General features: G+C 45.4%; 13 protein-coding genes. 1 reads left to right on the top strand and 12 read right to left on the bottom strand.

The features are described 5' to 3' along the window. Positions 1 to 463: 463 nt before the first annotated feature. From secA to HQ29_RS01730, 12 genes are all read right to left on the bottom strand, one after another. Entirely contained in the window at positions 464 to 3,805 is a 3,342-nt protein-coding gene (gene secA, locus HQ29_RS01670) for a preprotein translocase subunit SecA (RefSeq protein ID WP_036867186.1), read from the bottom strand. Positions 3,806 to 3,822: 17 nt separating this feature from the next. Further along, positions 3,823 to 5,454 carry an alkaline phosphatase family protein gene (locus HQ29_RS01675; RefSeq protein ID WP_036789693.1) on the bottom strand — a complete coding sequence of 544 codons (1,632 nt, stop codon included), beginning with the start codon at positions 5,452 to 5,454 and terminating at the stop codon, positions 3,823 to 3,825. 12 nt (positions 5,455 to 5,466) lie between these two features. Beyond that, complete coding sequence (locus HQ29_RS01680) at positions 5,467 to 6,759, bottom strand: lipoprotein N-acyltransferase Lnb domain-containing protein (RefSeq protein WP_036867188.1); 1,293 nt, start codon at positions 6,757 to 6,759, stop codon at positions 5,467 to 5,469. Then, positions 6,759 to 8,231 carry a methyltransferase RsmF C-terminal domain-like protein gene (locus HQ29_RS01685; protein WP_152566464.1) on the bottom strand — a complete coding sequence of 491 codons (1,473 nt, stop codon included), beginning with the start codon at positions 8,229 to 8,231 and terminating at the stop codon, positions 6,759 to 6,761. The genes HQ29_RS01680 and HQ29_RS01685 overlap by 1 nt, the downstream gene beginning before the upstream one ends. Positions 8,232 to 8,465: 234 nt before the next feature. Further along, a complete protein-coding gene (locus HQ29_RS01695) occupies positions 8,466 to 9,092 on the bottom strand; it encodes a hypothetical protein (protein WP_036867191.1) in 627 nt (208 codons plus the stop codon). A gap of 56 nt (positions 9,093 to 9,148) precedes the next feature. Beyond that, positions 9,149 to 10,090 (bottom strand): hypothetical protein, encoded by a 942-nt coding sequence (locus HQ29_RS01700; protein ID WP_152566465.1) that lies wholly within the window; start codon positions 10,088 to 10,090, stop codon positions 9,149 to 9,151. 12 nt (positions 10,091 to 10,102) lie between these two features. Then, positions 10,103 to 10,849 (bottom strand): DUF6935 domain-containing protein, encoded by a 747-nt coding sequence (locus tag HQ29_RS01705; RefSeq protein WP_152566466.1) that lies wholly within the window; start codon positions 10,847 to 10,849, stop codon positions 10,103 to 10,105. A 36-nt stretch (positions 10,850 to 10,885) separates the two neighbouring features. Then, positions 10,886 to 11,896 carry a hypothetical protein gene (locus tag HQ29_RS01710; RefSeq protein ID WP_036867197.1) on the bottom strand — a complete coding sequence of 337 codons (1,011 nt, stop codon included), beginning with the start codon at positions 11,894 to 11,896 and terminating at the stop codon, positions 10,886 to 10,888. Positions 11,897 to 11,939: 43 nt separating this feature from the next. Then, positions 11,940 to 12,362 (bottom strand): 5-fold beta-flower protein, encoded by a 423-nt coding sequence (locus HQ29_RS01715; RefSeq protein WP_036867199.1) that lies wholly within the window; start codon positions 12,360 to 12,362, stop codon positions 11,940 to 11,942. Positions 12,363 to 12,403: 41 nt separating this feature from the next. After that, positions 12,404 to 13,570, bottom strand: coding sequence for a TPM domain-containing protein (locus HQ29_RS10450; RefSeq protein ID WP_036867200.1), 1,167 nt, complete (start codon positions 13,568 to 13,570; stop codon positions 12,404 to 12,406). An 817-nt stretch (positions 13,571 to 14,387) separates the two neighbouring features. Next, positions 14,388 to 15,020 (bottom strand): hypothetical protein, encoded by a 633-nt coding sequence (locus tag HQ29_RS01725; protein WP_036867201.1) that lies wholly within the window; start codon positions 15,018 to 15,020, stop codon positions 14,388 to 14,390. 36 nt (positions 15,021 to 15,056) lie between these two features. Then, a complete protein-coding gene (locus HQ29_RS01730) occupies positions 15,057 to 17,567 on the bottom strand; it encodes an outer membrane beta-barrel family protein (protein ID WP_152566467.1) in 2,511 nt (836 codons plus the stop codon). Positions 17,568 to 17,718: 151 nt separating this feature from the next. Here HQ29_RS01730 and HQ29_RS01735 point away from each other — a divergent pair, with 151 nt between their 5' ends. Beyond that, complete coding sequence (locus HQ29_RS01735; RefSeq protein WP_082226814.1) at positions 17,719 to 19,332, top strand: DUF4139 domain-containing protein; 1,614 nt, start codon at positions 17,719 to 17,721, stop codon at positions 19,330 to 19,332. Positions 19,333 to 19,346: the final 14 nt, after the last annotated feature.

The raw sequence follows: 19,346 nt of genomic DNA on the forward strand, positions 1-19,346 counted from the left end.
ATCTGCCTTTTTAGGTGCATTTTAGGGTGAAAATGAGTAGATAGCTGATTGTTAGCGATTTAATGATTTTGGCTAAACACGTTAATCGAATCCGGTAAACGTGTTAAGCGAAATCGGTAAACGTGTTTACTGAAAAATTAAACACGTTAAGCCGAAAGAATATGCTTGTTTAGCATTTTGGGTGAACCTATATCAAAAATCGTGTTAATAAAATGGGGTGAATTTAACAATCCGGTCGTGCTCTGAAAACGACCCCTACGATCAAAATAGAGAGCAGAAAAAAAGTGAGCATTTTTCGGGATGGAATATATAAAAATGACGATTGGAAAGCCTCTCTGTTTTGCTTCCGAAAAAGTGGCAAAAAGGAGATAAAAAAGCGGAAGCCCGATCTGAAATATCGGGCTTCCGCTTTATGGATTTCAAGCATCCCTTAGCCGGGGAAGCTGTATCGTTGCTTAAACGATTACAAGTTGCGTCCGTGGCATTGTTTGAACTTCTTACCGCTACCGCAAGGACAAGGATCGTTGCGACCGATACGCTCCGGTGCGACATAAGGTTGAACACGTTCACGTCCTGCCGCAGATGCTGCCATTCCGGCTTCTCTTTGGGCATCCTGCGCCTGCTGTACATCATCTTTGTGCTCGGTGTAGCGGGTGCGAGGCTTCGGCATATCTCTATCCGGAGCTTGTCTCAGTGCGGCTGCACCCTCCGGCTGTCCCTCTTCCTGCGGAGGGATAGGCAGCTTACCACGCATGATGATGGCGGTGGCTTTCTTGTTCATATCCTCTACCATGGTCTTGAAAAGCTCGTATGCCTCCACTTTGAAGATGACAAGAGGATCTTTATTCTCGTACGATGCGTTTCTTACGGCACGTTGGAGCTCGTCCATTTCACGCAAGTGTTCTTTCCAAGCCTCGTCTATCGTATAGAGCAGAATGGTCTTTTGGAATGCCTTAACGATAGCCTGACATTGTGTGGAATCTGCTTCCGCAAGATCGACAGGCACGTTATACACGCTCTTTCCATCCGATATAGGTACGTGAACAGTGCGTATGGCGTGTCCCTGTTCCTCGAATACACGATGAATAACAGGGTAGGTATCGGACTTTATCTTCTCCGATCTTCTCTTAAGAGCCTCCAATGCGGCATCTGTCAGATAGTCTCCGATCTCGAGCGGAGAGGCTTTCTTGAACTGCTCTTCGGTAATAGGACTTTGGATGGCAAACACTCGAAGCACCTCCACAGTGAAGTCTTCGTAACGTCCGCTACCGGCAAACTGCTCGCCAATGGCGTCGGCACACTGGTTTATGGTGTTCATCACATCCAGAGTGATACGCTCTCCCAAAAGTGCGTGATGTCTTCGGGTGTAGATCACCTTACGTTGAGAGTTCTTCACATCATCGTATTCCAGAAGGTGTTTACGGATACCGAAGTTGTTCTCTTCGACCTTCTTCTGTGCGTTTTCCACAGCTTTGGAAAGGTAGCCACTCTCCAATACATCATCTTCACCGAAGCCGAGCTTGTCCATCATCGGAGCCAAACGCTCGGATGCAAACAGACGCATGAGCTTGTCTTGCAGTGAAACGAAGAAGATAGATGAGCCGGGGTCTCCCTGACGACCTGCACGTCCTCTGAGCTGACGGTCTACACGACGGCTCTCATGCCTTTCCGTACCGATGATGGCCAGACCTCCGGCAGCTTTTACTTCGGGTGAGAGCTTGATGTCGGTACCACGACCCGCCATGTTGGTAGCGATGGTTACGGTACCTTTCTGCCCTGCAAGCGCAACGATTTCCGCTTCTTTCTGGTGCAGCTTGGCGTTGAGAACATTGTGCTGAATCTTACGAAGCGTGAGCATACGGCTGAGAAGCTCGGAGATTTCTACCGATGTCGTACCCACAAGTACGGGACGACCCTTATCCACAAGCCCTACGATCTCTTCTATCACAGCGTTATACTTGGCACGATCGGTCTTGTAAACACGGTCGTTCATATCGTTTCGGAGGATGGGTCTATTGGTTGGTATCACCACCACATCCAGCTTGTAGATATCCCAGAACTCTGCCGCTTCTGTTTCTGCTGTACCGGTCATACCCGCCAGCTTCTTATACATACGGAAGTAGTTTTGAAGAGTGATAGTTGCCATAGTCTGTGATGCAGACTCTACACGCACTCGCTCTTTTGCTTCTATCGCCTGATGAAGGCCATCCGAGTAGCGACGACCATCCATGATACGCCCTGTCTGCTCGTCCACGATAAGCACTTTGTTCTCCATCACGACGTATTGGTCGTCTTTCTCGAACAGGGTATATGCTTTCATCAACTGGTTCAGCGTGTGTACTCTTTCACCCTGCACGGAGAAGTTGGATAGCAGTTCGTCTTTTCTCTGACTCTTTTCCTCTTCCGTCAAGGCAAGGTTTTCCAGTTCCGACATCTGCGATGCAATATCCGGAAGGACGAAGAACTGCGCATCTCCCGTAAGCTTTGCAAGGAAATCCAACCCCTTGTCGGTAAGGTCTATCTGGCTGTTTTTCTCATCTATAACAAAGTAAAGCGGATCAGTAACGATATACATCTGACGGTTGTTGTCCTGCATGTAAAACTCTTCGGTCTTGATCATGCCCGCCTTTATGCCCTCTTCGCTAAGGAACTTGATGAGAGGTTTGTTTCTCGGAAGTGCCTTAAAGCTGCGATAAAGCAGTAGAAAACCCTCTTCCTGTACCTTCTTGTCTTCGCTCTTGATCTTCTGTTTTGCTTCCAACAAAAGCTCTGAAGCCAACTTCTTTTGCGCTTCCACGATAGCTTCTACAAAGCCTCTGTACTCTTCAAAGAGCTTATCGCCGGAAGACTCTATCGGTCCGGAGATGATGAGAGGAGTACGTGCATCGTCAATGAGAACGGAGTCCACCTCGTCGACAATAGCGTAGTTGTGCATGCGTTGCACCAAGTCGTCAGGCGAAGAAGCCATGTTATCTCTCAAATAGTCGAAACCAAACTCGTTATTGGTACCAAATGTGATGTCGCAGTTATAGGCACGCTTTCTGGCGGCAGAGTTAGGCTCATGCTTGTCGATACAGTCCACCGAAAGTCCGTGGAACATATACAGAGGGCCCATCCACTCCGAGTCACGCTTGGAGAGGTAGTCGTTCACGGTAACAACGTGCACCCCGTTGTGGGTAAGTGCATTCAAGAAGACCGGCAAGGTAGCTACAAGTGTCTTTCCTTCCCCCGTAGCCATCTCGGCAATCTTACCTTTATGAAGAACGACACCGCCAAAGAGCTGTACATCGTAGTGAATCATGTCCCAGACAATCTCGTTTCCACCGGCGATCCAGCGGTTCAGATAGATTGCTTTGTCTCCTTCTATGTGAATAAAATCGTGCGATACGGCAAGATCTCTATCAAAATCGGTTGCCGTTACAACAATCTCTTCATTGCGTGTAAAGCGAGTTGCTGTCTCTTTCATGAGGGCAAAAGCTTTGGGAAGAAGCTCATTAAGCTTATCTTCCAGCTTGGACAGGATGGTATCGTTAATCTTATCCACCTTTTCCCATGCCTCTTTCCGAGCATCTATTTCAAGCTCCTCGATCTTTGCTTTAAGAGCTTCTATCTCTGCTCTTTCTGCTGCCACATGTGCTTGCAGATCGTTCATCATCTCCTGCGAAATGGCTCGCAGCTCATCATGGGATAGCTTCTCCATCCCCTTGTGCGCTTCAAGAATCTGCTTTACATAGGGCTCTATCTCTTTTCTGTCCCGTTGTGCTTTGTTGCCGAATATCTTGGACAATATGTTTACCAGTGCCATTGAATATTATGTTTTTGTTATTTTTCTTTTTTGTTCGTGTGTAATAATAGTGGTATCTGCTTGGGAATGTCCGGTTCGGCATTCGGAGGTCTTATGCGGAGCACATAAGCCAAAACAGAAGAGACGGACAGGGTAGAAATGGCATCGCCTATAACTTCCGGTGTCTTAATATCTCTCCATACTAAAATGAGCGGAGAGGCAACGGCTGTAACCCTTTCGTGATCCGACGCATTGCGCTGTCTGCCATTTTCCGTACCGCATGCCCATCCTTGCAAAAGGGAGTATAACAGCTGCGGTCTGTTCTTTGATACGGAGTGGTGATAGAGATAAGATTGACGGGAAGAGAGCTGTCCGTTTTTTATCTGCGTGGATGTAACGACATCTTTAATGCCCGAAAACTCTCTCAAAAAGTCTGCGGCATCTTCTTCCAAATCTTTTACTGAAACATTGTACTGCTTTGCCGCTTGCAGATTAAGATAGACCTCACCCCTGTCGGATACATCCAAAACCCATTCTGCACGCCCATACTTCGGGTTGAGATAGAGGTTAAGGAGTGTCTTGCAACGGTCTGTGAAGAATGTTCCTACGGAATGTCTGAGGCTCTCTCTGTCTCTTGCCACTCCGGTACCCGAAAGCATATAAACCACCTGATCTTTATGGTAACCCAGCTTATACTCGACCGCCCTTAGGATGTCGGCAACTGCCTTATCCAAACGGAAGTATGCGTCCTGTGTGGCAAGGAGAGGATTTTCTTCGTGATCGTGTGCAACAGAGAGTTGGACATTGAGCAGATCGGGAATTTCATCTGCTCCCAATTCACTACTTCGCAGTATAACATTGGTCAGCATTGCAATCTCCTCATTGATCATGGGAGATGCTTTGAATCTCCGGACAGCATCCACATCCGATCCGAAACCGACAGAGAGCTTGATCTCTCCTCTCTTATTCTTCGCCGGAAGATGTCTGTATGTTGTGGGATAAGCGTTGTAGAGCAACTCCCATTTGAGTCCGGAAAGCCTGCTATTCAGGGATGATGTCCCGTTGTTGTACTGATCTACGGCATTCTGAACCGCATGAGAGGCCGGCTTATAGTAGGTTGTGGAAGCCCATTTTCCGGAATTGCCATCCAGCCAATAGGAAGCATCTGCTCGCCTTCCGCCCATTACAAGTGCTTCTTCCGGCTGAATGCCGACAGCATAGACAAGACTCTTTCCACTCCAATTCTCTTTCAGTTTGTCCCCAAGCGTGGAGACATTCAGAGCTAATGGCGAGAGTTTGTCATTGGTTGCATATCCGATATATTTATCATCGTAAAAGACAGATCTGCTACGCTCTCTTCCGTTGCCGACAATAGTAGTCGGATAGCGATGTGTTATGTGATGATCCGCCGGAGTATGCCCGGTCTGAAGCATAGCCATAGCACTTAAGACATTGCTTTCAGCAAGGGGAGACTTCAACTGTTGGTAATAGACCCCTCCTTTGATCAGCTTTGTCAAACCATCCTCACGCATTTCCGGTAGAAGAGTTTCCAAATAATCTGTTCGGAGATCTTCTACTGTAAGCCAGACAACTAAGCGAGGCAGCGAGACTTGTGCCTGTGCCTGACAAAGCGTCAAAAAGGCTATGAGAGGAACTATTGCTTTCTTCATTCCGGTAGTAATCTATGCTTTTGCTTTCTTGTATAGTCTCCGCATATTCTGTGCCAATTCTCTGTGAGAGTAGCACAAAAGCAACAGAAATGCCAATAAATATATGGGAACGGATAGAGATTGTACTCTAAGGAGGAGAGTGATAAGTATGCAGAGAAGGATGAGACCGGCAAGGAGAATAGTCCACCTCCGAACAAGTTGTGAGCCGTTATCCTTTTTCCAAATCATCCAAACGGTTATAAAATGGAACGGATGCAACAGAAGCATATTGTAGTTGGGAAAAGTAAACGGATGATTTGATAACAAAGAGATATACCAAATAACACAACCAGCTATACCGGCAACGATAAGCAAGAGAGTTTCTACACTTTTCACCACCGTAAAAGAGTTTTTACGATAGCTTACCACAAGAATAACAAGATGCAGAAGCAACAGCAAAGAGAAGAGAGCAGTGGGTGTAACGATATCTGTCCACGTCTTCGGGGTGGCATTTTGAAACAATGGATCGGGAGTAAAAAGGACTTCCTCCCGAACGATAAGAGGTTTCTCTCCACGATCCATCCACCTCCCGTTTCTAAGAGTTTCTTCTACCATTACCGGCAAAAAGCGATCTGCTAAAGTATCAGGGTAACTATCCGTACCTGCACCAAGTGCAAGATTGATTCCAAAAATCTGCCAAGAGTTATTTTTAGTACACTCCTCTATCCACTCTCTAAAGGTTCCATTATTTTTTAATGGAACCAGCTCTATCTTTCCCAATACTGACTCGAACAGCATCATGGGTCTATTGGCACAGTTATCAAAAATGAAGTTGTAGAGATACCGACAATTTTCAGGCAAGATATTCTCTTCCAAAGCTGCCACAATAAGCTCTGCTTCAGTGTCTGTAAGGTTCAAGATCTGCTGACTAAAACCTCTGTTGAAGTAGGTATATTCGTAGAAAAAATCGCCGTAACTCCTTTTATCCACCCAATATTCCGGCTTCCCCTGAATAAAGTTGAGCGTAAAATTGGGTTCATTGAAGTCAAAGACACCGTAGTTATACACCGCATCCGTTCCGACAATATGGTCTATCACTCTTACCGCAGTGTGTCCGTAAAGTGTATAAGGAGTTTCGGGACTTGGGGATACGGTGATCACAGAGATCTCATATCTCGGAATGGCAGAGAGCTCTCCACTCACAGACTCCTCTGTCTGTGCTTTCATCAAGGAGGGGAAAGAGAGCAAAAGCAGAAAAGATACAGCCAAGAGCCACACTCTCCACCTTGCATCAACGCCCGGATATTGCATTATGATACTCTTCATTACAGCTTTACTAAAAAATTGCTCCACTTCCAAGCGTCCGGTTGTAGAGACTTATTAAAAATAGCCATCCCTTTTGGCAGAAGAGAGTTGGCACGGTTACCCAACTGCTTTATCCAGCCCAAAGGAAGACCTTTATAGGTAAGAAGCACTATTCCTTTAGGAGCATCTACGGAGATATTCTCTCTTTTAAGATAGTCCAATGCCTGTTCCTCTCCTATATCTACCATAGGATAAGGATGAGACAAGCGAGAAGATAGTGCCCATGAGTGCTGAGGGATAAGATCCTTACCCTTGAACTCCGCAACAGGTATTCCTGCTTGAACGATCCGACTTTTGCTTCTTGAATGAAGCTGTTGAAGGATTGGGGCGGAAGTCAAAGGCAGGGCAAAAATCTCACCTGAAGGTATTTCCCAAATCAGATCTAACGGTATGGATGTTGCTTTTTCCACTTCCACTTTCGGGTGTCGAAGAGTTACGACTCCTTTCTTAGCCTTGGAAAAAGAGTTGTTTTGTTCTGTTCCTCCACATTTTCTAACCGCAAAGATGCTGAATCCCTCAGAGTCTGTTTCAGACGGTAAAGCCCTATAAATGCCATCACCGGAAGTGAAGATTCCACTTGCTGAATGGGGCTCAAAAGGTTCTAAAACCTCAGCATCATACTCGGATAAAAGGTGTGAGAGCATCTGTTCATTCTCTTCCCTGTTGTACGTACAAGTACTGTAAATCAATACTCCACCCTCTCGGAGCATCTTCCAGGCAGCATCTACAATCTCCCGTTGCAGTTCCGAGCAATGAGATATAAGTTGCAGACTCCATTGAGATACACTCTCCGGCTCTTTCCGAAACATCCCTTCCCCACTGCATGGAGCATCTACGACAACTGCATCTGCCACTATCCCCGAATCTGCCAAAGCTGGGACACTTCCATGAGTGATGATTACATTCTCATGTCCGAGACGGGTCATGTTTTCTTTCAGAACCTGAACACGAGAAGCATCCCATTCGTTCGAGATAAGAAGCGTATCGGCAGGAAGCGCATCCCTAAGCAGAGAGCTTTTCCCTCCCGGAGCGGCACAAAGATCCACCACGACACCGCTAACCGGCTTGATGTGTCCGATGTACTGATTCAGCATCATGCTTCCGGCCTCCTGAACATAGTATGCACCGGAGTGCCACCACGGGTCTGCCGTAAAGACCGGACGAGATTCAAGATAAAAAGCGTTATCGGAACACCACGGCACTCTACGTATATCCTCCGTAGAAGATAGAGCCACACCTTTGCTTCTATGCAGTCTCACGGAAACAGGAGAAGGCTTATGGAGAATAGCCTCAATAAGAGCAAGACCTTTATCTTGCCCGAAGCCATCGGTTACAGAACAGACTCTTGAGCAAAATATCTCCGGGAGCTGCTGCTTTTGTTCCATTTCGTTCACTATGCCGTCTCTGCTTCTGTTGTTCTTTTTAGACGCCAAAGTTACACATTTTCAAGGAGAATACAGATACTTTACAATTCATCGCAGTCTCTCTTCTCCTATCCGACTTAAAGTTATGACTGCTCCTCTTTTGCTCGAGACGGATCAGATCCATCAAAACACATCGACAAAGAGAGAGGTGTACCACATTGATCAAAAAAAATCAAGCGTATCGGAGTGGTATTCCGATACGCTTGAGAGATATTATAAAAGCTGTAAAAGAGACTTTTAAGATTATTCCGAATAGTTCCAGCGATACTCTTTCAATGAAGTTACAGTGCAAGATGCCAAATCCATTCGGTGTTTTTGTAGCGGGACAATGCATAGACCGGGAAACAGATGTTCTTCACAAGAGCGTTTTGCCTCTTCTATTGTAGCATTCTGCATACCTTCTTCAAGATCTCCATACAGTATCCACTCTTCCAAGGAAGCGTCCCATGCCATCCCTGCAGTATCTTCATTGTAGATATAGAATGTCATTGCCGAATCTCCTTCCGGTACAGGGGCAATTCCACTAAAGAAATTTTCTATTCTTGCTTTCTCCTCTCCTGTTTGAAGATTATAGACCAAAAGAGTTCGGATATTGCCTGTTCCCTGACTTACGACAAGAGAATTTCCCATGATGGTCTCAAATATTGTACCCTCCGGAGTCTCAAAACTCTTTCCGTCCTTGTATTTGGATTGTACTACAATATAGAATGTATTATCGGTTTCATGATCCAAAAGACGCACGTCTTCGTTTTCAAGACAGATTGTCTGTCCATCTTCAAGAGGAGGTAGCTCGATCTTCTTTTTGCCTGCTCCGGAACAGCCGGTCAGCAGAACGAGCAAAAGTGATAGTGTAAAAGTCAATTTCTTCATACCATTATCGTTTCAAGGTAAATTATTTAGATTATTCGCCCGACAAGCTGTGCCGTTTACTCTTCATTGTACTGCATCATATCCGCGGTAAGAAGAGGGTAAGTCAGTTCCTGTCTTGCCTTTTTAACCTTTTCAAAAGTCTCTTCCGTGATTTTCGGTTCGGCAAGTAATATACGTACCAAACTCGCTGTCGGACTATCGGGATAGCTGCCAACAAAACGTTCGTATTCTGCTTTCACCTCCGGGTTCAACTGTCCATTGTTCTCAAATTCTGTAATAGGACTATTATCCAAACCATAAATGTAAGCAGCCTGAACAAGAGCATAACTTCTGCTCATGGTAACAATCACTTCAAAGAGATCTTTATTTTTGGTGGCGTAAGCCTCATACTTTGCGAGAAGTTCTCCAAGCTCTTTCCATGAGACCATGACTCCGGCATCGTTGAAAAAGGTTCTCGACTTCAATGAAAGAGACCAAATCTCCCGGTATTCTTCGGGCAGATGTTTCACGATCTCCTCATAGAACTTCTCACCGGCAGAGATCTCATAGTTGCCTTCTCCGGTATAGACAATCTCCAGCCCCATCTCTTTGTAATGCTTCTCCTTTTGCAAGATAGAGTCTTGAGGTGCTATTCCATTCTCTTTCTGATCATACATTGCATTGGAATAAGCTTCAAGAAAAGAAGCTTCACGTTCAGAAACAGAGAACAGCTCTCCTTCGACACACCCTTCCAAGAAGTAAAGACAATGGATTGCATCCGTTGGTATAAGTTTGTCCATATTGGAAAGGAGAGCATTTTTCATCTCCAACACTCTGTCCGTAGGAGGAGTTGTAATATCTTCAGAGTAATACAGCTCTTTCAGTACCGAAACCTTCGTATCGTGAGACACCATTACACTATCTATTCCGCCCTCATTATCGGATCCGTTTCCTGCCTTTTTGCCACAGCTTGAAACCAAAAGGAGGAGCATAAAAATGTATGTTATTCTATGTATCATAAGCATCTTTTACTACTTCAGTCCGTTAAATGTTGCATCAAAAGAGATCTCACGAACACGAGAATAGAGTCCGGGCGAATTGTTTACGATGAAATACTTTCCACGTTCGCTCGTTTCATCGGGCTTCTTGGTCTTAAGAACATAGAGGACATCCGGACTGCTCTTACCTTTTGTAAGCACATAAAGATAGAGAACAGTGGTTTGATAGTCGTTGGAATAGCCATATCTACGTCCCTTATCTACCGTTACTTCTACGGTATAAGGCTCTGTGGGGTTGTACCCATTCTCGTGTGTTGCGCCCTTTAGGTAGGCTGCCATCTGATAAGGACGTGAAGAGTTGTCCTTGCTAAAGATTTGGTCCAACTGCCTTACGGCACTACTGTTTTTCCCTGAGTTGGATAGTGTGTTGTTCAAACGTATGCACTCCAATCCTATTTCCGGGTTTCTCCGGTACATTTCGTATGCCATGATCTGGAGAGCAACGGCACCATGAGGTTCTACTGCGAGCACCTCTCTAACCTTTTGAAACTCCTCCACTGTTCGAGGAAATCTGCTGAAAGTAACAGATGCACGTTGTCCTTCCGTGTAGGTATTATGGTCTATTGTCCCCTCCATCGAGACTTTTATGTCAGATACTACTCGTTCTGTCTGCGCCTTTCGGGCATTACGTTCCGCATTGGAAGAGTTTCCCTCATTGTTGTTATCCTGTACAAAAGGATTTAGAAGCACTAAGGCTATGGATAAAAAAAGAGTTGTCATAAGCATAATATTTTTATTGTTAAAAACTTTTAGTGGTTATAATGGAGCAGTATAGAAGCTCCAAGAAGCTCTATTTTCCTGCTCCTCCTCATCCTCATTGGCTTTTGAGCGGTTCGGATCTGCGTTTTTTTTATTCAAAACGTATGGGACAATTTCATCTCCTTCTATGGTCCACATATCAAAGTTTGTCCCCTCAGCACCACCATCCTTCAGAAGAAAGACAAGGGTATTATCGCTTCTTTTCAAGAAACATTCTACTACATATTTAGGATAGTAGCATCCTTCATCATCCACACGCCAAGTAGAGACTTCATCGTAAGATCTGTGTTCTTCCAAGACAGCGAAGCCATCGGGGGTCTCTATTGCAATGACGCCGAGTGCTTGTCCCATTTCCACTTCAAACTGCATCGCATAAAAGTAAATTCCTTTCTCCCGAATGGATTGATAGCAGGAGATTCCTTTGATGCGGCGTTCGTACTCTTCTTCAAATACGTTCTTTACCTTTCTTTCGGCAGAAGTCAAATCTTCCCGCACTTCAGCCAATGAAGAAGATCCTTCTCGCTCTTCTGTTTTCACATTAACCAGCTCAAAGTCTCTCATGAAAGCATCATTACAAAGCAGAGCATAGACCCACTCGTACTCATCTACCTTTATGAAGTTTTTTGTAGTCTCGAACAAAGCTCCACTCATATAGTAGAAGTTCTGGGTCGTTTCCCTTCCGTTATCTCCCGGATGCTGCCGTTTCATTTTGACGAAGCGTATCGGATAAGTTTTACCCTCATATATCGAGTGGGTAAAATGCTTAAAGAACGAAGAACCTTTACCGTTATTCTGTGCAATGAACTGCTTTCCGTCATCGCTCCCAACCGCCATGGTTACCATGTATTCATCGGTAGAAGTATGATCTTCTTCCGTATAGACTTCAGTAGAATCCCCCTTCACGACCTCTTCTTGAGTCGTTTGCTCGGATTCATTACTCTTATTGGCCTTACCGCAGGATGCTATCAATAAAAATACGATAGCCAAGCCAATGTATCTCTTTAGCATATCTGTTTCCGTTTTACTTCTGTGCTACACTAATATGGTCTCCTTAGAACGAGAAAAAGAAGAAAGCGACCGCAGCCCACTCTTTCTTCACTCCCGATGCACGACCAATGCTGGAGTTGCTACTGTTGCGTACAGTACCATCCGACTCTATCTTGCCCAAATATCTGTTTCCGGAGTCTCTCACTGTACCGTCAGAGTTGATCCTCCCTATATTGGATCCACTGCGATCTCTCACTGTTCCGTCAGACCCTATCTTGCCAATCTGCTTATTGCTACGATCATAGATATTCCCGTCGGAAGCAATCTTCCCTGCATAGGCTCCGTTTTTACTTCTTATCTCTCCGCTTGGACTGATACTTCCGATCTGCTCATTGCTGTTTCCGCGAAGGATCTGACCATTAGCACACAGAGGCATAGCCAAACAGAGCAGTATGCCAACAATAAAGATGTAAATTGAACGTCTCATTTTTCATTATGATTTTAGAAGTTAATATTTTATGTCCCAACTTAAAATCTGCTCGAAGCACCACCTCCACCGGAGCTGCCGCCCCCCCAAGAGCCTCCACTGCTTGAGCTTCCGCCTCCGCCCCAACCATCTCTATAAGAGCTTCTAACAGCAGAAATCTGCCTGCGGTAATCCACCACTCCGTCCCGATACCCTCCTCCAAAGAGTTTTTTATCCGAGAGTCTGATGGCGGTTTGCTCTATATGATTGTGTCCGCAAGCGGTACACCTGAACTCGTGTATCTTTATTCCCGAAGAGGCAGCAGAGGGTTCTTTCGGAACGGAATTGCCTACATACCTGGTTGTTCCTGCTTTTCCGCAAGCCTCACAGACGAAAGTCCTTCTGAAGCGGATCTTAATGACCCAAAACCATACCACCATTACAATCAGAGCCGGAATAGAACAACACAAAATAGTGCTCCAAACTATTGTGGAGAAGTAAAATGGCGACTCTCTGAGCTTGACCATCGTAAGGTAAGGATCGTGAACAGATTTTTTCATCTCTCGAAGTACCAATTCGATGCTCATACCATAAAGAAGAACCCCTCCGACAAGCAGTAAAATGACAATAAAAGCCCACATCATAACCTCTCCGATCCAGTCATCTCCGGCAGACTCCTCGTACTCTTTTTTCAGAGACGACTCCCCGCCAAAGACCTTATCCACCTCTTCCACACCGGCAATAAGCCCTTCGGCTGTGTTGCCCTCTTTCAGTAGAGGAATCATAGCCTCTTGCTGAATGAGATAACAGAGTCCGTCCGGGAGGTCGGCTTCCAATCCGTACCCCACCTCGAAGGTGATACTCCTCTGGCTTTTATCGGTGATATAAACCATCAGCAATCCTCTATCGGTCTCTTTGTTCCCAATCTTCCAGGTATTGAACAGCTTGTTTGCAAAATCTCTTTCGGACGGATACTTTGAAGTATCTATCCGCGGTATCACCACGACAGCTATCTCAACGTCTCTTTCCTTCATTACTTTTGCAATGGCAGCATTGAGGCGCTCTCTCATAGATGAGGACATCGTCTCCAACGGATCGCTGACATACAGATCTTTATCTTGAAGATGAACATTGGGGACATCTTCCACATCGTAAACTTCCTGTCCGTATAAGGAAAAAGAGAAGAGAGAAGCAGCTAAAAGTAAGGTAATTAAGATATGTTTTCTCATTATTCTGTCGATGTGATGCGCTACAGGTTCTAAGCTGTGGAAAGGTTTCACAGTGCAAACATACAAGAAATTGCATTTATCTCTGCCACATTTGCCGAAGAAATTGATTTTTTTTAAGATATGAGATACTTTTACTGCTCTTCTCTTTTACTCTTTTTATCCCCTTTTTCTCCCCATACCGCGCCTCTTTTCAAAAGAGATTTTTATACATTCCGCCCCGAAAAATGCTCCCTTTTTTCTTGTTCTCTATTTTGATCGGAGGGGTAGTTTTCAGAGCACGAGAGAATTGTTAAATTCGGGCTGTTTTATTAACACAAATTCCGATACCTGTTCATCCAAAACAGTAAACGAGCATATTGTTTCGGCTTAACGTGTTTAATTTTTCAACGAACACGTTTACCGATTTCATTTAATATGTTTACCGGATTCGATTAAAGCATTTAGCCAAAATCGTTAGAGTACTCATTATCAAAACATTATGTATTTTTACCCTAAAAAGCACCTGAAAAGGAAAATTTCTTTATTAGTAAACGTTTACAGGTTTAGGCGTTAAAATTCACACCAATTAACGCGAAAAAGCCCCATGAAATGGACTGAGAAAAAAATTTTTCCAAATTCGCGATTTTCCATAAGATTCTGATTACAAAAAGATTGCAAGGATCAGACAAAAATCCGGAGCAGAAAGAGCGATCCGAAAAGAGCTTTTTCGCCCTCCGACCGACGCTCCATTTTTATATAAAAACTCCCTTTCAAGAGCTCCAAAACAGAGGCTCTCAAAAGAGAGTTTTCTATATTTAGACAGGGAGAAAATCCGGTTTCAGGTCAGATTCAGATAGCCTCGAAAAAGCTGTGTTTCCGCTCGGTGTCCGCCAATGACCAATGCGCAATGGTAGAGATCCAGGACAATGCAGTGAGAGATCCGCTTCCTGAGACACTCTCTCCATATCCGATACTCCTCTTTGTTACGACGGATGCCGTCGATAAGGAGCATGGGACGATGAATAGACGCTTCTCTTCTGCGCAGCAATCCCTCGTTGGTCTCAAGAAGATCCGCAGCAAGAGAGGGGATGGGCGCATAAACCAGCAGCGGAGAAGCGGTCGGTGCTATCTCTTCGGGACGCTTCACTTCAGTGTGTATGCTGTCGGGGGCTGCACGCTTTCCCCATAGAGGCATTCCGGTGGAGGCATTGTCCGTGAGGTAAAAAACCTCTCCTTTCGGAGCATGAGCCAGAAGACGAAACAGAAACTGCCCTACTCGCACCTCTCTCTCAGGCGTATCTTCCGGCAGACTCTCCGCTATCTCATCAAAAGCATAAAAGGGTATGGAGCAGGACGAGACACTGCCGACAAGAGTAAATGCCAAGGGAGAGTGTACGCCATGCCCGGCTCTGTATCTGAATCGACGCAGAACATCTATGGCATAGATCGTATGGTATCCGAACGGCTTCATGCTCCGGCAAAAGTAGTAAAAATATCTGCCTCTTCGCTAAAAACGTTGTTCCACAGCCTTATGGCTGAGCTTTCTTCCGGGAGAGCTCTCTTTGGCTTTTCCAAACTTATAGGAAACAGAGAGGTAGAGCGTGGGAAAAGAGTAGTTGTTATCAAACTCAAACTTTGTATCTCCCACATAAGCAGTACCGCTGTAACTCGAATTGAGCAGTTCGAGACCGGCAATGGAGACAGACAAAGCTCTGTTGAAAAAGAATGCCGTAACTCCGCAGCTCAACTCATATTCCGGATCAATATCTGCTATCACGGTGGATCTCTTGCCCATATAAGAGCCGGAAAGAAATCCCGTAAAGGTTCTCGATTTGTTGAAGACGAAGTTGAGATATCCGTCCACGCCCCACTTCACGCTCTGTTTGCTCTTTTGGAGTTCGGGCAGATGGCTTGTGTAGAGCGTGCCACCATAATAGGCATCCAAAGATGCGGTCATCCACGAAAATTTATCGAAGTAGTAAGAGCCTTTTAGAGCCAAGAAGCGACTCTGCTGGGCATTCATCGGAGTTTTGTAGATCACAGCATCCTTTATACGGGTAACGGATGCAATGATATCTCGTTCCCATTGAGCCTGTGCGGCAAGAGAGAGCACGCCTCTGAATGTATAGCCCAAGTCCATCCGATAAGCGGTTTGCGGTTTAAGATCGGGATTGCCAAAGAGGACGGAGAACGTAGTAGTCTTCCACTCGAACGGGTTCAGATTGTCAAACTGCGGACGTTGTATATCGGAGTTGAGCGTGTAGTAAAACTTGTGTCTCCGGGATGGTGTATAGACGATATATGCAGAAGGGAGGAGATGCATCCGTCCTTTCCCCTCTTTGTAGCCGGCATTATCGAGAGACGTTGCCGTAGAGGTGTAGGGAAGTTTGGCTCCAAGACGCAAGAGAACCTCATCGCTCACGGCAAACGTGGTGCTAAAGTAGGGAGAGTAGATGCGCTCCACGACTGAAAAAAGAGCTTTCTGCCTCTGCTCTTCTGCGTCAGACTTGTCCAGATCGGCATAAGGATAGTAGGGTGCTAATGGGTTGTTCGCAGGCTTCCAATAGGCATGGGCATGAGATCTGCGGTTGTCGGTTGTGGAGATCTGCGCACCAAAACCGGCATCCAATACCCACTTGTTGTCCGGGAGAAGCGGTATGGAGAGGTCTATGTTGGAGGCAATTCCGGATGTTTTGACCCTGTCCAAGTCTCTGTAACCGAAGTAGGGCGACTGCACTCTGCTTATAAAAGAGGGATTTCCGGGGTCGGGCGAAGCAGGTGTATAGGATATTTTGCTTCCGAAGTCCGTTTCTCTGCTTTCGGTATAGCTGTAATAGGAGAGATCAGCCCAGATCTTTGCTCCCTTGGGAGACAGTGTGTGCTCCCAATAGGCGGCTACGGCATACTTCGGCACGGTATCTCTGTAAATGTTATGGTTGTTCAGAGTGGAGTCTGTATGGAGCGTCTCTCTGTTACGAAAAAGCTCGGTACTCTCGAAAACATTTTCCACTCCGGTGCGTTTAAGCTCGGCATGAAGACCTATGTTGCCCAAGCTGCTGTAATCGTACTGTAAGTTCAGATTGAGACCCGCATTGCGTCGCTCTCCGGTACTTGGATTGTTGATGCTGTGTAAGGACTTGGGATGATAATAGACCGCATTCTCAAAAAATTCGGTCTCGCTCCGGTTAGAATAAGGACTTACGGCGAAAGAAAATCTACCCAGATTGAGAAAAGCAGAAGCATATCCTCCATAACGAGAGTTCTGCATCTCTCCCGTCATAATCTCCGTTCCAACCACTCCCCCGACATAGTTCAGAAACTCTGACTCCATGGATAGAATAATCATAGCCGTGTTGCCGTCCTTGTCATACTTCAAAGGGGGTTGCATAAGAACCTCCACGCTTTTTATGAGTCGGGCATCGTAGCCTTTCAATATACGTGGCAGGCTCTCCGGTGTTGCACGCTGAACAACATTGCCAATCTTGAGTATGATCTGCTTCTTTCCTGGAATGAACAGCTCCTCTCCACGCACAAATATATTGGGAAGCCCTGCCAGCAGATCCAGAGCATTGTTTCTCTCCTCCCGTATCTTCGTTACATCAACCTTGAATCCGGTTTGAGTACTTCTTACGGTCATGGATCTGCCTTGTACCACAACGGTTTGCAGCTCTGTGGGATCTTCTTGAAGGGTGATCTTCCCCATATCCAGATCTTGGTTCGGAAGCAGAGTTATCTTGGAGACATAGAGTTTATAGCCCAAATGACTGACGCCGAAAAAATAGTTTCCCGGAGCCATCGAGAGCGAGAAACGCGCAGAAAGATCCGTATGTGTACGTTGCAGGATCTTCTCTTCGCCGTCTCTGACTTCTCCTACAAATACTTCCGCGTAAGGGATAGGGGCATTCCGGCTGTCCGTGACCGTGCCCGAAATTTGGGATAAGGAGGTCTTATTCTGCGCCGATACGGATGTAAAAAGCAGAACAAACAGCGTTAGTATGGTGATGATTTGCTTTTTCATGTCAAAGCTTTTTGTCTGTATTACATAGAGTTCAAAGGTAGTATTTTTCTTAAAAATAGATGGATATAAAGTATAAATGGTGAGTATCTTGATCAAATGATTAACTTTGTTACTACTACATGAATGTCTAACCTTTTGATAACTTTAAGATATGATGAAATACAAAAGCATTATAGCAGTATCCGTTCTGCTTCTATCGGGTGTGGCAAGTCTGTTTGCACAGAGCCCTATCTACACCGCAGCCCAACTGCAACAAGCCAAAGTATATAGAACAGGTGCCGAGATGAAGCACCATGTCTCCACTTCCGTCCCTAAAGGTGCGTCTGAAATAGTAATAGGCCAAGTATCCAATGTGATGGACATCTCCACCTTAAGAGTATTGACCAATGCTTCGGGATTGATGGTGTTATCATCGGAGTTTGTTTCAGAATACAAATGGCCTTCTAACATTGACGTCAATACACCGGAAGGAAAAGTTTTTGCCGAAAAAGTGGCAACACTGGAACAGAAACTTGAAAAAGCCATCATCGAAAAAGAGACAAAGAGCAAGGCAATAGAGATGATGGACGGAAATGAGTTTGTTGGTAACAAAGGAGCAACGAATGTCGCACAGTTTCGCGAGCTCCTCTCTTTCTACACCTCACAGCGTATCCAACTGAGCCTTGAAGTGAAAAAGTTGGAGAAAGAGATAGCTGCACTGAAAGCAGAACTGAGTACCCTTAAAGGCAATACCCAAGAAGACGAGACAGAGAATAAGAGTAACAGCAGCAAGAGTGCCATAGTGGTGCGCGTCTCAAGCAATGTAGCTCAGAACGTGAAGCTGAATATCGAGTACCTGACTCGCTCTGCTTCTTGGAGCCCATCGTATATGCTGCGTGTTGCATCCGAGAAAGAACCGGTGGAGATGTCGCTTAGAGCAAATGTGAGACAAGGCAGCGGTATCAACTGGAAAGGCGTAAACCTGACACTTGTAGACGCAAGACCGACAAAGCGTGTGAATGCACCATCCGTACACCCATGGTTTATCCGCTTGGAAAATCCGAATCACATGAGGCTGGAATCTATGGAAAAGTCTGCTCGAACGATAGCATACAATGCTGTTGCCGAAGAGATCTCCTATGCGGAGTATGATGTGGGAGCGCAGTCTGTGTCCAATATGATGAATCAGAGCTTTGTCGTAAGTACGCCTTATGATATTTATAGCAACAACAGAGACCATCTGATAGTTCTAAACAGCGAGCGCATCAAAGCCTCCTACCGCTACTTCGCTTATCCTGAAGGTGATAGCCGGGCTTTCCTTATGGCTCATATCAAAGATTTGGGTAAGAGTGGACTGGTCGTAGCACCGGCAACAGTGATCATGCAAGGTATGCAGGTAAGCGAGACTCATATAGATCCGGCAAAGTTTGAAGACGGATTGGATCTCACCCTTGGAGAGGATACCCGCCTGAGTGTTTCTCGCAAACAGATTTCGGATAAGAGCGGTACAAAATTCTTCTCATCGGAAAAAGAGGAGACTCGCACGTATGAAATCTCTATCGTGAATAATAAGAGAGAGAGTGCCGAGATAGAAGTGAAAGATAGAATACCGGTAAGCACGGCGAACAATATTAAGGTAGAACTCCTTGAACAAAGCGGAGCCGAACTGGATGCAGAAACAGGAATATTGACATGGAAACTGAATCTATCCGGTAACTCTACGAAGAAACTTCGGGTGAGCTTCAAAGTAAGATACCCTAAGGATATGAATCTTTCAGGATTCTGATCCCCTATTATATA

This window comes from Porphyromonas canoris, from assembly GCF_000765975.1.
Lineage (GTDB): Bacteria > Bacteroidota > Bacteroidia > Bacteroidales > Porphyromonadaceae > Porphyromonas_A > Porphyromonas_A canoris.

What these genes read in the sequence shown, in the direction of transcription:
- secA (WP_036867186.1), bottom strand. Translation starts at nt 3,805, where the DNA reads ATGGCACTGGTAAACATATTGTCCAAGATATTCGGCAACAAAGCACAA.
- HQ29_RS01675 (WP_036789693.1), bottom strand. Translation starts at nt 5,454, where the DNA reads ATGAAGAAAGCAATAGTTCCTCTCATAGCCTTTTTGACGCTTTGTCAG.
- HQ29_RS01680 (WP_036867188.1), bottom strand. Translation starts at nt 6,759, where the DNA reads ATGAAGAGTATCATAATGCAATATCCGGGCGTTGATGCAAGGTGGAGA.
- HQ29_RS01695 (WP_036867191.1), bottom strand. Translation starts at nt 9,092, where the DNA reads ATGAAGAAATTGACTTTTACACTATCACTTTTGCTCGTTCTGCTGACC.
- HQ29_RS01700 (WP_152566465.1), bottom strand. Translation starts at nt 10,090, where the DNA reads ATGATACATAGAATAACATACATTTTTATGCTCCTCCTTTTGGTTTCA.
- HQ29_RS01705 (WP_152566466.1), bottom strand. Translation starts at nt 10,849, where the DNA reads ATGACAACTCTTTTTTTATCCATAGCCTTAGTGCTTCTAAATCCTTTT.
- HQ29_RS01710 (WP_036867197.1), bottom strand. Translation starts at nt 11,896, where the DNA reads ATGCTAAAGAGATACATTGGCTTGGCTATCGTATTTTTATTGATAGCA.
- HQ29_RS01715 (WP_036867199.1), bottom strand. Translation starts at nt 12,362, where the DNA reads ATGAGACGTTCAATTTACATCTTTATTGTTGGCATACTGCTCTGTTTG.
- HQ29_RS10450 (WP_036867200.1), bottom strand. Translation starts at nt 13,570, where the DNA reads ATGAGAAAACATATCTTAATTACCTTACTTTTAGCTGCTTCTCTCTTC.
- HQ29_RS01725 (WP_036867201.1), bottom strand. Translation starts at nt 15,020, where the DNA reads ATGAAGCCGTTCGGATACCATACGATCTATGCCATAGATGTTCTGCGT.
- HQ29_RS01730 (WP_152566467.1), bottom strand. Translation starts at nt 17,567, where the DNA reads ATGAAAAAGCAAATCATCACCATACTAACGCTGTTTGTTCTGCTTTTT.
- HQ29_RS01735 (WP_082226814.1), top strand. Translation starts at nt 17,719, where the DNA reads ATGATGAAATACAAAAGCATTATAGCAGTATCCGTTCTGCTTCTATCG.